This window comes from Nonomuraea guangzhouensis, assembly GCF_019396345.1.
GTDB lineage: Bacteria > Actinomycetota > Actinomycetes > Streptosporangiales > Streptosporangiaceae > Nonomuraea > Nonomuraea guangzhouensis.
In genome coordinates this window covers 1-14,657 of sequence record NZ_JAHKRM010000049.1, presented here as the reverse complement: position 1 = coordinate 14,657, position 14,657 = coordinate 1, and the positions used below count along the sequence as shown (strand labels likewise).

The window sequence follows — 14,657 nt, the reverse complement described above, 5'->3', positions numbered from 1 at the left end:
GGTGGCCGTTTCCGGACATACGCTGAAGTGGTGCGAGGACTGCTGCTCCGACTGTCGACGCTGGACACCGACGCGGAGAGCGCGGTGCGCGTCATCGCCTACTTCGACTCGCTGGTACGCGACCACGTGAGCGTCCCGGTGCTGCTCTCGGCGACCGCGCGGCTGACCCAGTGCCCGGTGGGCCTGCTCGACGCGGCCACCGGGCGGCGCACCCGCACGTTCCCCAACGGCCACGTCGACCACCCGGGCACCGACCGTACGGATGCCGACCGTACGGACACCGGCGACCGTCCGGGCGGCGCGCTCAAGGTGGTCAGGGAGCTGGCGTCCGGGCTCGGCGCGGTCTGGATGGAGCGCGACGGCGTCCCGCACGGGCTGGACGAGATCGTCCTCGAACGGTTCGCGGCCGCGGCGGAGGTCACGCTGGAACGCGCCGTGGCACTGGCCCGCGAGGGCCGGGACCCGGCGCTGGTGGAGCTGGCGCTGTCGGCGGAGACCGGCGAGGCGGAGCGGGCGCGGGCGCTGCGGCTGCTGGGGTTCGACCCCGCGACGCCGCTACAGGCGCTGGCTATCGCGATCCCCGCGGACGAGGGCTTCGCCTTGGTGCCCGGGGTACGGACGATGGGGCACCACGTCCGCGCGGCCCGGATCGGTGACACGGAGGCGGTGCTGGTGGCCACCGCGCTGCCCCGGCTGCCCGACTCCGCGCGCGTCGGCACCGAGCTGCCCGACTCCGCGCGCGTCGGCACCGGCACCGAGCTGCCCGTTTCCGCGCGCGTCGGTATCGGCCCCGAGCTGCCCGGTTCGCGGGTGGCCGAGTCGTGGGCGGGCGCGCGTACCGCGCTGCGCTTCACCGGGCCGCAGGACCGCGTGGTGCGCTGGACCGAGCTGGGCGCCCTGGCCCTCTACGCCGACGTGCCCGACGCGGCGATCGCCGAACTGGCCGACGTACGGTCGATGGAGCGGCTCGGCGGCGAGGGCCGGGCGGCCGTGCGGGCGCTGTGCGCCGAGGGTTCGGTACGCCGGGCCGCCACCGTCCTGCACCTGCACCACAGCTCGATGGCCGCGCGGATCGCACGGGCGGAGTCGGTCCTGGGCTTCTCGCTCGCCGACTCCGCCGGACGCCTCCGCGCCCACCTGGCCCTGGCTCTGGTACGCCTGCGCGCCAACGGCACGACACCCGCCTGACCGCCCGTGCGTCAGACGCGGAACGCCCGCTTGAGCCCCGCCAGCCGGTTCGCCCTGGCCCTGCGGCTCAGCTCGGTGTCGGGAACCAGCCCGTCGAACCCGTGGAAGGCCCCGGGATAAAGGTGGAACTCGGTCGACACCCCGGCCTGCACGAGCCGCCGCGCGTACTCGATGCACTCATCCCTGAACACCTCCAGCTCCCCCACGTCGATGAACGACGGAGGCAGCCCTGCCAGGTCGGTGGCCCGGGCCGGCGCGGCGTAGGGCGAGACGTCGTCGCCACCGACCCGGTCGCCGAGCAGGGCGGTCCAGCCGAACAGGTTCGCGGCCCGGTCCCACATGACGGCCTCGGCGAACTCGTGGCTGGACGGGGTGATGTTGCGGTCGTCGAGCATCGGGCAGACGAGCAACTGGAAGGAGACGTCGGGCCCGCCTCTGTCGCGGGCGAGCAGCACGGTCGCCGCGGCCAGCCCGCCGCCCGCGCTCGCGCCGCCCACGGCCAGCCTGGTGGGGTCGAGGCCGAGCTCACCGGCGTTCTTGGCGGTCCACAGCAGTCCGGCGTAGCAATCCTCGACCGGTGCGGGATGTGGGTGTTCGGGGGCGAGCCGGTAGTCCACGGAGACGATCACGACGCCGAGCTGCTCGGCGTACTCGATCACCATGGCGTCGTCCATCTCCGGGACACCGACGATCATGCCGCCGCCGTGGATCCAGTACAGCCCCGGCCGGTCCGTCTCGGTCCCGGCCGGGCGGTAGATCCGTACCCGGACGTCGGGTGCGCCCTCGGGCCCCGGTACGTGGCGATCCTCGATCGTGACGTCGGTCTCCGGCGGCGGCGCGGCCGCCAACATGGCGTTGATCTGAGCCCGATGCCCGGGGAGGCTCTCCCCGGACAGACCACCGGTGTCCGGCAGCATTATCTGGCCGAGCCCGGCACGGAGTTCGGGGTCCAGATTGGGGTGTGTTGCCATGTCGCTTCCCCTTCCACGGGATGCTTGACCCTACCCCTCGATGGTCAGATCCCGGCCGCCGCCGGACAACCGCCATCCGGCGGCGTTTGACCCCCGTTCACCCGCCAACCCGTCAGGTCAGCAGCTCGACGACGCGTTGGGCGAGCGGGGCGGCGCTGGCCGGGTTCTGGCCGGTGGCGAGGCGGTCGTCCACGACGACGTGCGGCTCGAAGTCACCCGCGCCCTCGTGCCGCGCGCCACGCTCCCGCAGCTTGTCGGCCAGCAGGAACGGCACCACGTCCGCGACGCCCGCCGCGTACTCCTCGCTGTTGGTGAACCCCGCCACCCGCTTGCCCGACACGAGGTACGAGCCGTCGGAGAGCGTGAGGTTCACCAGTGCCGCCGGGCCGTGGCAGACGGCCGCGACGACGCCGCCGCGCTCGTACACCTCCCGCCCGAGCCGGGCCACGTCCGGATCGTCGGGAAAGTCCCACATGGTGCCGTGCCCTCCGGCGTAGAACACCGCGTCGTACGAGGCGGCGTCGAGGTCGGCCAGCCGCGGGACGGTCCGCCTTTCGAGGTCGGCCAGGAAGGCGGTCTGGACGGGGTCGGCCGGGTCGTACCCGTCCTCGGGCGTCCGGCCGCCGCCCACACTCGCCGCCTCGACCTCGAACCCGGCCTGCCGGAATATCTCCCAGGGATGAGCCGCCTCGGGCACGTAGTAGCCGGTCTTCCTGACTCCGCCGAGGTCGTCATGGCTGGTCAGTGCGATCAGAATGCGCTTGGTCATGACCTGAGCATCGCCCCGCCGACCCATCAGCCACAAATAGTAAATCTGGCGGTCAGCCATCAGAATACTGATATGTCGCTCTCGCTGGACCTGCTCAGGACGTTCCTCGAGGTTTACCGGACGGGCTCCATCACGGCCGCCGCGCAGACGCTCGGCCTGTCGCAGCCCGCGGTGACCGCGCAGGTCAAGACCCTGGAGGCGGCGCTGGACCGGCCGCTGTTCGACCGGCTGCCGCGCGGCGTCGCCCCCACGGCGGCCGCGGACGAGCTGGCCCGCCGGGTGGCCGGCTCGCTCGACGCACTGGACGCGGTGGTGGACGCGGAACTGCCGTCGGAGCAGGCGGTCCACCTGGGCGGCCCGGCCGAGTTCGTCTGCGAGCAGGTGATCCCGCTGCTCGCGCCGCTGGTGCGCGACGGGCTGCGGCTGCGCACGACGTTCGGGCTGTCCGACGGCCTGCTCGCCGACCTGGCGGCCGGGCGGCTCGACCTGGTGGTGTCCACGATCCGGCCGCGGGTGCGCGGCGTCCAGGCGGAGCCCGCGTACGACGAGGAGTTCCTGCTGGTGGCCAGTCCCGAGGTGGCCGCACGGGCGGATCTCGCGGCCATGCCGCTGATCTCCTATGCCGAGGATCTGCCCATCGTGCGCCGCTACTGGCGGACGGTCTTCGGGCGGCGGCCGGCCATGGCCGCGCAGGTGGTGATCCCCGACCTGCGTGGCGTGCTGAACGCGGTGCGGGCCGGGATGGGCGTCTCCGTCCTGCCCGCGTACCTGTGCGGGACCGATCTGGCGGCGGGCCGGCTGGTCACGCTCGCGGAGCCGGAGCTGGCGCCGATCAACACCGGTTACCTCGCGGTCCGCTCGGGCGGGCTGGCCAGGGCTCCGGTCGCCAGGGTGCACGCGCACCTACTGGCGGCGCTCAGGGCCGCGCCGCCGTACTAGCTCGTCGTTCATGCTTCTCGGCACGTCCCGTGAATATGCTCTGATCATGTGCCACTCCACCGACAGCAGGCCGCCCGCCCCGCCGATCAAGGGCCGGGCCGCCGCCCAGGAGCCGCTCAAGCTGACCGCCGCCGACGGCAACACCTTCCTCGCCTACCGTGCCGAGCCCGCGGTGCCGAACGGGCGCGGCGTGGTCATCCTGCCGGACGTGCGCGGACTGCACCCGTTCTACCGCGAGCTGGCGGTCCGGTTCGCCGAGGCGGGGTTCCGGGCCGTCGCCATCGACTACTTCGGCCGTACGGCGGGCACGGACGACAGGGGCGACGACTTCGACTACATGCCGCACGTGTCGCAGCTGACCGCCGACCAGGTGCGCACCGACGTCGGCGAGGCCGTCACGGACCTGGCCAAGACGGGCCCGGTGTTCACGGTGGGCTTCTGCCTCGGCGGCGCCCACTCCTGGCGGCTGGCGGCCGAGGGCAACGGCCTGGCGGGTGGCATCGGCTTCTACGGCGCGCTCCGCGCGGTCGGCGACCCGCCGCCCGTTCCCGGCGCCCCGCTCCTGCTGCTGCGCGCCGGTGCCGACACGGCCTCGACGCCGGAGCAGTTCGCCGCGTACACGGCCGCGCTCGACAGGGCGGGCACCGAGCACGAGACGCACATCTATGAGGGCGCCCCGCACTCCTTCTTCGACCGGTCGTTCAGCGAGTGGGCGGCGGCGTGCGAGGACGCGTGGCGACGCATCATGTCCTTCACCGAACGGCACTCATCGTCATAGAGCCATGAAGGCAGAGAAGATGACCACACAGATCAACCATGTCGACCATGAACTGATCCAGGCCGCGGCGCACGTCGCGGCCACACGCTGCCGGGGCGACAACCACACCATGGCGGCCGCGGCCCGCAACCGGGACGGCCGGATCGTCACGGCGGTGAACGCCTACCACTTCACCGGCGGCCCCTGCGCGGAGCTGGTCCTCATCGGCACAGCTGCCGCGCAGGGCGCCTACGACCTGGACACCATCGTCGCCGTGGGCGACCGCGACCGAGGCGTCGTGCCCCCATGCGGCCGCTGCCGCCAGGTCCTTCTCGACTACTTCCCAGCCCTCAAGGTCATCGTCGGCACAAGTGACGGACTCCGTACCGTCTCCATCACCGACCTGCTCCCCGAGAGCTACGTCTGGGCGGACCACCAGCTCGACGCCGAGGAGAGCACGAGCTGACACCCCAGACGACTACGCGGCATCAGGGGTAGTACGCGGCCAGCTTGGCCTTGATCTTGGCGACGGTGTTGTCGAAGCTCATGGGCTGCGGCTCGCCGTTCCGGTAGTCGAGGAGCTGGACGGCGTACACTGCGCGACCCTGGCGGACCACGGCGACCCAGAAGAAGTGGGTGATGGTGGAGTACGGGTTGACGGCCTCGGTGATGCGCAGGATGTCCACGCCGTCCGTCTCGCCGACCTTGGTGATGTCGTGGACCGTCATGCCGGTCTCGGCCGGGCGGTTGCGGTCAACGCAGGTGGTCAGATCGGCCCGCCACTGCCGCTCGAAGGCCGCCGCGTCGTCCGAGTTGGAGAAGACCCAGACGTCGTTGTAGGAGTGGAACCATGTCGGCGTGGAGAACCTGGCGCTGATGCCCGCGGTCGCACGGGTATTGCGCCCGTAGTCCCAGCAGCTTGGGCCAGTGACGCCGGGCTCGAAGTACGGGTTGACCCATGGGTCCCCGTACGCCTCGCCGGCCTGGGGCTGGTCCGCCTTGGCCAGCAGCACTCCGCGGTCGATTCCGGCCTGGGTCGCGGCGGCCTGGGTGGCGGGGGCCGGTGCGGCGGAGGCAGTCGCGGGAAGGGCGGTGAGGAGCATCGCGCAGACGACAGTGGCACCACTCAGAGCGGCCCGGGCTGCGGCTAAGTGCATGAGGTGTCCTCTCTCCGAAACTTGACTCCGTTGATCATCTGGCGTCATGCAAGAGAGTTATACAAATTCTAACAATCGTGATCGAAGCGCAACAGAGATCGCGGGGACGCCACGGCGGCGTGGGTTCAGTGGCTTTCACCACCGAACCCACGCCGCCGGTTCGTCGTACCGCTCTAGCTCGCCGATGCGAGTTTGACGGTCAGGGCGCCGGTCTTTTCGGCCTTGGGGTCGAAGAGGATGGTGTAGGTGCCCGTGGCGGGCAGAGTCGTCGCGGAGATGGTGCAGTTGCGGCCGCAATAGATGGTGGAGCCCAATGCGGTGCCGTCAGGCTTCTTCACCGATACCTGGGCGTCGATAGAGCTGCCGAAACTGGAGTTGGTGAAGGTGAAGGTCACCTTCTGGTTGGCGGTGCCGTTGAAGGTCCAGGTTCCGTTCTGGCCTGGGGTCTTGGTGGTCAGGGTCGAGGTGGCACCACCGACGGTGATGCTCACCGGAGAGAGGTCGGCGACCGAGTAGGTCCTCAGCGTCAGCTTGCCGACCTGTTCGTCTCGCGGGTTGAATTCGACGGTGTAGGTGCCTGTGGCCGGCAGTGCCACCGGGTCGATGAAGCAGTTGGTGCCACAGTAGGTGGCCGCCACCAGCACGGTTCCGTCGGGCTTCTTCACCGTCACCCGAGCGCCGGTCGAATTGGCGAAATTCGCATCCGTGAAGTTGAACGAGACCAGCTGACCCGAGGTACCCGAGAGGGACCAGGTTCCGTTCTGGCCCGGCGTCGTCGTCGTGAGGCTGGAGGCGGCGCCGCCGACCGTGACGTTGCCGCTCAAGTGAGTCACCGTGTAGAGCTGAGCGGTCAGCTTTCCGACATTCCCCTCCTGCGGGTCGAATTCCACCGTGTACGTACCCGCCACCGGGAGAGCAACCGGTTCCAGGAAGCAGTTACGACCGCAGTAAGTGGCCGCCACCAGCACGGTTCCGTCGGGCTTCTTCACCGTCACCCGAGCGCCGGTCGCACTGGCGAAACTCGCATCCGTGAAGTTGAACGAGACCAGCTGACCCGAGGTACCGGAGAAGGACCAGGTTCCGTTCTGGCCCGGCGTCGTCGTCGTGAGACTGGACGCGGCGCCGCCGACGATGACGCTGCCGGTCAGGTGAGTCACCGTGTAGAGCTGCAGGGCCAGCGAACCCGTCTTGGCGTTCTGCGGGTTGAGCTCGACCGTGTACGTACCGGTCACCGGCAGCTCGGTCGGCTCGAGCAGGCAGTTGACGCCGCAGCGGGTGTCGGCGACCAGGTCGGTTCCGTCCGGCTTCTTGACCTTGACCTTGATGTCCGAGCTGGCGGTGAACGTCGAACCGGTGAAGTTGAACGACACCTGCTGGCCCTCGGTCCCGGCGAACGTCCACACACCGTGCTGTCCGGCGATCGTGGTCGTCAGCGTGGACGCCGGCCCCCCGACGGTGACCTGCGCCGCCACGTCCTGCGACACGAGGGTCACCTGGGCGGAGGCCGAGCCGGTGTAGATGCCGGACGGGTCGACCACCACCTGGTAGGTGCCGTCCGCCGGCAGTACGGTCGCGTCGAAGAAACAGGAGGTGGAGCAGGACTTCTTCGGCAGGAAGACCGAGCCGTCCGGTCCGAGCACCGACGCCTGCGCGCCGGTGAACGTTCCGCCCGAGATCGTGATCGAGATCCGCTGCCCGGCCTTTCCGGCCAACGACCAGGTCGGGTTCTGCCCCGGCTCGGTGGTGGTCAGCTTGACCGCGGCGCCGCCCGGCGTGAGCGTCCCGGTGACGTCGCCCGCGACGACCTGCGCCGAGATCGAGCCCACGGCCGTTCCGTACGGGTCGGCGACCACCGTGTACGTTCCGGTCTCCGGCAGCGTGGAGGTGTCGAACGCGCACGACGGCTGGCAGTAGACCGGCTTGAACAGGTCCGATCCGTCGGGGTTACGCACCGACGCACGTGCGTACCCGTTGTTGTCCCACGTCCCGCCCGTCAGGACGAACGCGATGCGCTGACCGGCCGTCCCGGCGAACGACCAGGTGGCCTTCTGCCCCGGCCCGGTGGTGGTCAGCTTGACCGGTGCCCCGCCGGCCGTCAGGGAGCCGGTGACGTCGCCCGCGACGACCTGCGCGGAGATCGAGCCCACGGCCGCCCCGTACGGGTCGGCGACCACCGTGTACGTTCCGGTCACCGGCAGCGTGACCGTGTCGAACGTGCACGACGCCTTGCAGTAGGCCGGCTTGAACAGGTCCGTTCCATCTGGGTTGCGCACCGACGCGCGCGCGTACCCGTTGTTGTCCCACGTCCCGCCCGTAAAGGCGAACGCGATGCGCTGACCGGCCGTCCCGGCGAACGACCAGGTGGCGTTCTGCCCCGGCCCGGTGGTGGTCAGCTTGACCGGTGCCCCGCCGACGGTCAGGGAGCCGGTGACATCGCCCGCGATCACCCCTGCCGTCATCGGCCCCGGCCGCGCGACGGTCGGATCGACGATGATCGTGTAGGTGCCGTCCGCGGGAAGCGTGATGGTGTTGAAGGCGCAGGCCGTCGAGCAGTAGGTGGAGCCGTACAGCGGCGTTCCGTCCGGTTTGCGGACCGAGGCGTAGGCGGAGCTGGTCAGCCCGCTGACCCCGAACGCGATCCGCTGCCCGGCCTTACCGGCGAACGACCAGTACGCGTCCTGTCCGGGAACCGTGCTCGTCAGTGTGGAGGGCGCTCCGAGCGCGACCGTCCCGGTGAGGTCGGTCACCTCGAACAGTTGCAACGCGAGCGAGCCGGTCTTGGCGTCCTTCGGATCCCACACCACCGAGTAGGTGCCGGTGACGGGCAGGGTCTCGGTGTCGATGAAGCAGGTCTTGCCGCAACTCTGCGACGCCAGGACGGTCCCGTCGGGTCGCTTCACCCGCAGGGTGGCGTCGGCGCTCGAACTCAGGGTGCCGTCGGTGAACTCGAAGGAGACCTTCTGGCCGGCTGTTCCGGCGAACGTCCAGGTGCCGTACTGGCCCGGCTGGGTGGTCGCCAGCGATACCTTCGGCCCGCCGATCGCCGCGGTCTTGACGACGTCGGGCGCGATCGTGCCCACGCTGAGCTTGTAGGCGCCGAACTCGTCCTCGTGCGGTGAAACGCGTAGCCGGTACGCGCCCGCCGCGAGGCCGTCGAGGCGCTTGCCACCGCACAGAGAGTTGGTGGCGACGCTCGCGCCCGCGGCGTTGAACAGCTCCCAGTTGAACCAGAGCCCCGGGCACTCCTGCGCGTCAACGAAGATCGAACCCGGCTGGCCCAGCGTGAACTGGTACTCGTCGCGCGCGACCTCGCTCTCCAGGTTGCCCGCTCCCGCGGCCGGGACGCCGTCCGAGGCCGTGAACGGCAGCGACACCGTGAACGTCTGTGGCGGCGTGACATCCAGGTCGAGGTTGACGTTGTCGATGCCGAACGCCTGGTTCGAGATGCCCGCCACCCCGGTGGCCGTGGTCTTGAACTCGATCTGGCTCTTGTTGTGGGTGACCGGCATCGTGATCCGGTACTTGGCCCACGGCAGGCCGGTCGCCAGTTTCCCGGTCGCGACGGGCGTCAGCGTGCTCGGCGTGATCGTGTACGGGGTGCCGCGGTCGGTCTCGACCTGGACCGTCTCGGTGTCGGGGTCGGACGCCCAGTCGCCGACGGCCAGCAGGTCGAAGCCCAGCGTCCCGCTCTTGTGAGACGGTAGCGACTGCGCGTAGAACCGGTACGAATCCGCCCCGCTGAACGGCCCGGCGAACGTGCTCACCGCCGGATCAGTCGACACCCGCGACGGCCGCACGTTCGAGCTGAGCGCCCCCTGGAAGTCGATCGCCAGGTCGCCGTTCTCGTTGACGGCCTGCGCCGTCGGGTCGAGGATGGCTTTCGTCTGCTCGGCGGCGGCCTTCGCGAACGAGGTGTCCGCCGTGAGCGCGATGTCCAGGATGCAGTCGTTGAACTGGAGGCCCGCCGGGACGCCGTTCGCCTCACACTGAGTGGTCGCCAGCTGGACCTGCTCGGGCGTCAGGTCGGCGACCGAGACGATCTTGGCGGGGAACTGCTTGTTCGTGAAGGTCGCGGTGCTCTGGCCCGGACCGTAGGTGAACAGCGACTCGTTGTCGTCGATCCGCCAGGAGTCGGCGAAGCTGCTGTGCAGCACGGTCGGCGAGGCGTTGGCGGGCAGCTGGGTGCCGTCCCGCAGACGCAGGTCGTTCTTCGGGTCGCCGTCGGCGTTGCCGAGCAGGCCCACGAGGTCACTGTCGGGGGTCGGCGGCACGTAGAGGCTCGCGGCTCCCCTCCTCCAGGACAGGGCAGGGCCGGCCACGCCGTCGAACATGACGGCCCACTTGTCGTCCTTGCGCAGGATGAACGCGTTCTTGCCCAGGTGGAGAAGCTTGCCGGTCTCGAGCGTGCGCTTCTGGTTGTCGATGTACAGGTCGTCCTCGTGGAACTCGACCAGGTGGTCACCGGCCTCCATCGCGGCGTCGAACATCACCGAAACGTCCCTGCCGCCACTGGCGGGGCTGAGCCGGCCCTGGATCTCCAGGTTCCACCTGTCGGACTGGGCGAGGATGAACTCGCCGACGGACTGCAGGTCGTAGCCCAGTCTGTCCGGGGTGGTGAAGTGCGGTTCGCCCTTCACCAGACTGCCGTGGTGGCTGAAATACCACCACAGGATGAGGCCGACCAGCCCCACAATGCCGAACGCCAGCGCCGCCTCGGCCGTGATGAATCCGGCGTCGATCAGGAACGCCCTGCCCGCCTGGCTGGCGAGGAACAGCTCGATCTCAGCGGTCAGCTCGGCCGCGGCGAGTTCGACGCTGCCATAGGCGCCGATGTCCTGGGCGAGCGTGGTCGGACCGACGGTCCGGATGCCCCTGATCAGCGGCAGAAGGTAGTCCGGGGGGTCCCACTTGAAGTCGTCGTCGTCCTCGTCCACGTTGGGGATCTTGGCGGGCGGGCTGTTGGGATCCGCCGGGTCCTTCTGCCTCTCGCACTTGCGCTCCTTCTTCACCTCCCGGATGTCCAGGAGGCCGGAGGCCGGCGAGGTGGCCCTGTAGGTGGACAGCTGGTATCCCTTGTCGCCGCCACTGAGCGGGCACGTCTTTCCCTTGCCGTAGACCTGGAACCAGTCCTCGTACCCGCCCCAGCGGTCGAGGACCGACCCGGCGCGGACGCCGTTGACGCCGTTGGCGGCGATCGCCGCGACGTACCGGCCGACCTGGCGTCCCCAGCCCTCATAGTCCGGGTTGCCCTTGACCTTGGCCTCGACCACCTCGGCGAAGCTGGTGCCGATCCGGTCGTAGTAGACGATGTCGGGCCGATCGCGGCCGTTGTTGAGGTACGTCTCCCACTGGACGTCCGGGTTGATGATCGCGCCGGGCTGTGCGGGCGGCCGGACGCCGAGGTGGTCGTTCAGGTACTTGATGGCACGGCCCTGCCCGATGGCCTCGATGCCGCCGCCGGCGCTGCACTCGTTGGGCTGCTGGTAGATGTAGGTGCCGAGCGCGGGACGGGCGGTCAAGCAGCTGCTGTTGATGCGGCGGCGGGTGGCGTACATGGCGTTGAACACGCAGCGTTTGTCACCTCTGCCGGCGTTCGACCAGTCGTCGCTGTTCGGGGGGCAGGGGGGGGCGGCTGCGTTCACCGCCGCCGCCGCTGCCGCCATTCTGGCGGTCAATGTCTCGTGGACGGGTCCTAATAAGGACGCCACGAGCACACCCACCATGATTACGCAGAGACGCCGCATGCACTCACCTCGGATAAATAGGGCATAAAGATCGCAGCGGGGAACGTACACCATGAAGATCGGCTTGCGGCAGATCTCGAATCACCACGTTCCGTGATCATTGACTAGGCTGCGGTTCGGATCAGCTCTTGGGAGGTACCGTGGTCGTCCACCGGTCGTGGGAGATCGCATTCGACGTGCCGGCTGCACGGCCGGTGCGGGCGGCTCGGATGGTCGTCGCGGCTCATGGCCTCGATCGGGACGCCGTGTTCGTGCTGGACGCCGACAGCGACGAGTTCGTGACCGTCCCGGGGCTCCCGGCCCACCTCTCCCGCAACACGGTGTCGCTGTCGTCCGACGGGACCCGGCTGGTGTTCCTGTCGCGGCAGGACGACGGCGCCGGACCCATGCGGGTGGTGCTGCACACGCTCGCCACCGGAGCGCGGCAGGAGTTCGTCTCGGACGATTCCGTGCGGGCGGCGCTCTCACCGGACGGCAGCCGGATCGCCGTCCTGGCCGACCTGTCGAACGGACCCGGAATCCCCGGCGTGGGCGACGACATCGCCGGCATCGTGCTGATCGAGACCGCCACCGGCGCCCGGCAGCCGCTCTGGTCGGCCGAGGGCTACTGGCAGGAAGACGCCATCAGCTGGTCCCCGGACGGGCGACTCCTCGCCGCCACCTATCTGACGCTGGACGACATCATCACCACCGTCGTCCTCGACCTTTCCGGCAAGGTGATCGGCGTCCACGAGGATCGGGTCGCCCTACCCGGCGCGCACTCCGTCTGGACGTCCGACCGCGAACTCATCGTCTACCCGGAGCCCGACGACGAGAGCCCCCTCATCGCGATCGACGTCCCGACCGGAAGCGAGCGCCGCTTCACCAGGCGCAACTTCAGCGGCTACCTCGCCATCACCGGCGGCCGGGTCGTGCGTCCGGGATCTTCGCCTGAGCAGGTCGTCACGACCGACTTGAACGACACCGACGAGCGTCCGTTCCTGACCTTCCGCCCCGCCGTGTCGATCGAGGCCATCGACATCATCCCGTCCGCCGTCAGGTGACCCGATTCACCGCCACTCCGGCTCCAGAACGCCCGGCCGGCCGCTGATCGGGATCGCCCGACCCCTCCCGCCGCCCCGCCACGGCCGGCGTCTTGACCCCGGGTAGCAACGCGCGGGTGCGTCCCGTAGGGCGGTCTGCAGACTGTCATCGGCGTTGCACAGCACCAAGAGCTGACGGCCTCTCAGGTCCTGCACGACCGCTGCCTGTCCCGTGACGTCTAGGGCGCTCTTGCTGGCGTCGCGCAGCTCAGGAGTCGTGCGGCGCTACCAGGCCGGATTCGTAGGCGAGGACGACGAGCTGGGCGCGATCTCGAGTGTGGAGCTTGGCCATGGCCCGGTTGATGTGGGTTTTCGCGGTCATCGGGCTGATCACCATATGGTCGGCGATCTCGTCGTTGGACAGGCCCCGCGCGACCAGGACGACGGCTTCGCGTTCACGGGTGGTGAGTTCTTTCAGTCCCGGCCCGGTGCCGGTGCGGAGCGGCTGGGTGACGTAGGTGTTGATGAGCTTGCGGGTGATGGACGGGGCGAGCAGCGCGTCGCCACGTGCCGCGACGCGTACGGCATGGAGGAAGTCTTCGGGCACGATGTCCTTGACGAGGAAGCCGGCCGCGCCGGCGCGCAGCGCGTTGAAGACGTATTCGTCGAAGCCGTAGTTGGTCAGGATGACGACGTGTACCCCGGCCAGGGCCGGGTCTGCGGCGATGCGCCGGGTCGTCTCGATGCCGTCGAGGACCGGCATCTGGATGTCGATGAGAGCGACGTCGGGCCGATGTTTCCTGACCAGCGTCAGTCCCTCCATCCCGTCGCCGGCCTCGGCGACCACCTCGATGTCCTCCTCGAGATCGAGGAGCGCGCGAAATCCGCTGCGCAGGAGCGGCTGATCATCGACCAGCAGGACCCGGATCATGACGTCCGGTCCACGGGGAGTTCGGCCTGGACGGTGAAGCCTCCCTCGCGGCGCGGCTGCGCGCGTAGGTGCCCGCCGAGGGCGGTGACTCGTTCGCGCATCCCGAGCAGCCCGACACCGGGCACCGGGGCGGCGTCCGGTGTGGCCTTGCCGTCGTCATCGATGCGTATCGCGAGGGTGTCCGGGCGGCAGTCGATCCGGACCGACGCGGTCGCGGCGGCGGCATGCCGGGTGATGTTGGTGAGTGACTCCTGGACGATCCGGTAGACGGTCCGGCTCACCGCGGCCGGCACGTCATGCTGTTGCCCTTCGATGGTCAGCGTCGCGTTCAGGCCGTTCGTCCGAGCGCGTTCCACCAGCTCCGCGACATGGTCGAGCCCGCGCGGCGGGCTCGTGTCGTCATCGCGCAGCGCCTCCAAGGTCGCCCGCAGTTCCCGGGTCGCCTCCCGTCCGGCCTCCTGGATCGCCAGCAGTGCCTCCGGCACCTGTTCGCCGCGCCTGCGGGCCACGTGGACGGCGACTTCGGCCTGCACTTTGATGATCGAGATCTGGTGGGTGAGCGAATCGTGCAGTTCCCGCGCGATGCGCAGCCGCTCCTCATCCGCGCGCCGCCGCGCGGTCTCCTCCCGGCTGCGCTCGGCTTCGTCCGCCCGCCGCTCGGCCTGCCGCAGCGCCTCACCCGCGGCGCCGGCCGCGATCAGCCAGGCCAGCTCAAGGGCACCTCGGGCCTGCGCGAACGCCTCCCCGGTGTCGTGCAGGCCCGAGGCCAGGGCCGCGAGCGGGAGAGCGGCCAGCATGACCACGCTCGCCGCCACCGTGATGGCGCGGTGTCCCGCCCGTACGGCGGCGTACACCGCGAACAGGTACGCGACCGCGGGCACGTCGAAACCGGCCGCCTGGTAGCCCACCGCGCACACCCCGGTGACGACCAGAACCACGACCGGAGCCCGGCGGCGCGCGGCCAGCGCCAGGCCGCCGACCACCAGCAACGCGTAACCGAGCAGCGCGAGGCCCGTGCCGGAATGCTGCCCGGACAACCCGGTGACCAGCAGCGCCGCGGCCACACAACCGGCGACCGCCCCGTCGATGACACCAGCCCGAACACCGGATCGCACCCCGGACCGTCCTGAACCCATGCGCGCACCCTAGCCGGACGCCCGCGCGAGCGACTCCTGCGCG

At 70.0% G+C, this 14,657-nt stretch carries 11 protein-coding genes; 5 read left to right on the top strand and 6 right to left on the bottom strand.

Annotation, left to right across the window (positions count from 1 at the left end):
• Positions 1-30: 30 nt before the first annotated feature.
• Complete coding sequence (locus KME78_RS57540) at positions 31-1,188, top strand: PucR family transcriptional regulator (protein ID WP_219538582.1); 1,158 nt, start codon at positions 31-33, stop codon at positions 1,186-1,188.
• 11 nt (positions 1,189-1,199) lie between these two features.
• On the opposite strand, the gene KME78_RS57535 is transcribed toward KME78_RS57540, so the two are convergent.
• Both KME78_RS57535 and KME78_RS57530 read right to left on the bottom strand, forming a co-directional pair.
• Complete coding sequence (locus tag KME78_RS57535) at positions 1,200-2,159, bottom strand: alpha/beta hydrolase (protein WP_219538580.1); 960 nt, start codon at positions 2,157-2,159, stop codon at positions 1,200-1,202.
• Between the two features lie 112 nt (positions 2,160-2,271).
• Entirely contained in the window at positions 2,272-2,928 is a 657-nt protein-coding gene (locus KME78_RS57530; RefSeq protein ID WP_219538579.1) for a type 1 glutamine amidotransferase domain-containing protein, read from the bottom strand.
• A gap of 72 nt (positions 2,929-3,000) precedes the next feature.
• Here KME78_RS57530 and KME78_RS57525 point away from each other — a divergent pair, with 72 nt between their 5' ends.
• From KME78_RS57525 to KME78_RS57515, 3 genes are read left to right on the top strand one after another with little or no spacing between them, the layout of a single operon-like run.
• A complete protein-coding gene (locus KME78_RS57525; protein WP_219538578.1) occupies positions 3,001-3,867 on the top strand; it encodes a LysR family transcriptional regulator in 867 nt (288 codons plus the stop codon).
• A 46-nt stretch (positions 3,868-3,913) separates the two neighbouring features.
• Positions 3,914-4,645 carry a dienelactone hydrolase family protein gene (locus KME78_RS57520; protein WP_219538576.1) on the top strand — a complete coding sequence of 244 codons (732 nt, stop codon included), beginning with the start codon at positions 3,914-3,916 and terminating at the stop codon, positions 4,643-4,645.
• A gap of 19 nt (positions 4,646-4,664) precedes the next feature.
• Positions 4,665-5,090: a cytidine/deoxycytidylate deaminase family protein gene (locus tag KME78_RS57515; protein WP_219538574.1), complete on the top strand. Its 426-nt coding sequence runs from the start codon at positions 4,665-4,667 to the stop codon at positions 5,088-5,090.
• A 22-nt stretch (positions 5,091-5,112) separates the two neighbouring features.
• Here KME78_RS57515 and KME78_RS57510 read toward each other — a convergent pair whose 3' ends face one another.
• On the bottom strand, positions 5,113-5,781 hold the full coding sequence (locus KME78_RS57510; protein WP_219538573.1) for a hypothetical protein: 669 nt from the start codon (positions 5,779-5,781) through the stop codon (positions 5,113-5,115).
• A gap of 173 nt (positions 5,782-5,954) precedes the next feature.
• Positions 5,955-11,348, bottom strand: a complete 5,394-nt coding sequence (locus KME78_RS57505; protein WP_219538571.1) for a VWD domain-containing protein — start codon at positions 11,346-11,348, stop codon at positions 5,955-5,957.
• A gap of 317 nt (positions 11,349-11,665) precedes the next feature.
• Between KME78_RS57505 and KME78_RS57500 the strand changes: the two genes are divergently transcribed.
• Positions 11,666-12,568, top strand: a complete 903-nt coding sequence (locus KME78_RS57500; protein ID WP_219538569.1) for a TolB family protein — start codon at positions 11,666-11,668, stop codon at positions 12,566-12,568.
• 247 nt (positions 12,569-12,815) lie between these two features.
• Here KME78_RS57500 and KME78_RS57495 read toward each other — a convergent pair whose 3' ends face one another.
• The gene (locus tag KME78_RS57495; protein ID WP_219538567.1) at positions 12,816-13,478 is read right to left on the bottom strand and encodes a response regulator; all 663 of its coding nucleotides are present in this window, start codon (positions 13,476-13,478) and stop codon (positions 12,816-12,818) included.
• On the bottom strand, positions 13,475-14,614 hold the full coding sequence (locus KME78_RS57490) for a sensor histidine kinase (RefSeq protein ID WP_219538565.1): 1,140 nt from the start codon (positions 14,612-14,614) through the stop codon (positions 13,475-13,477). The genes KME78_RS57495 and KME78_RS57490 overlap by 4 nt, the downstream gene beginning before the upstream one ends.
• Positions 14,615-14,657: the final 43 nt, after the last annotated feature.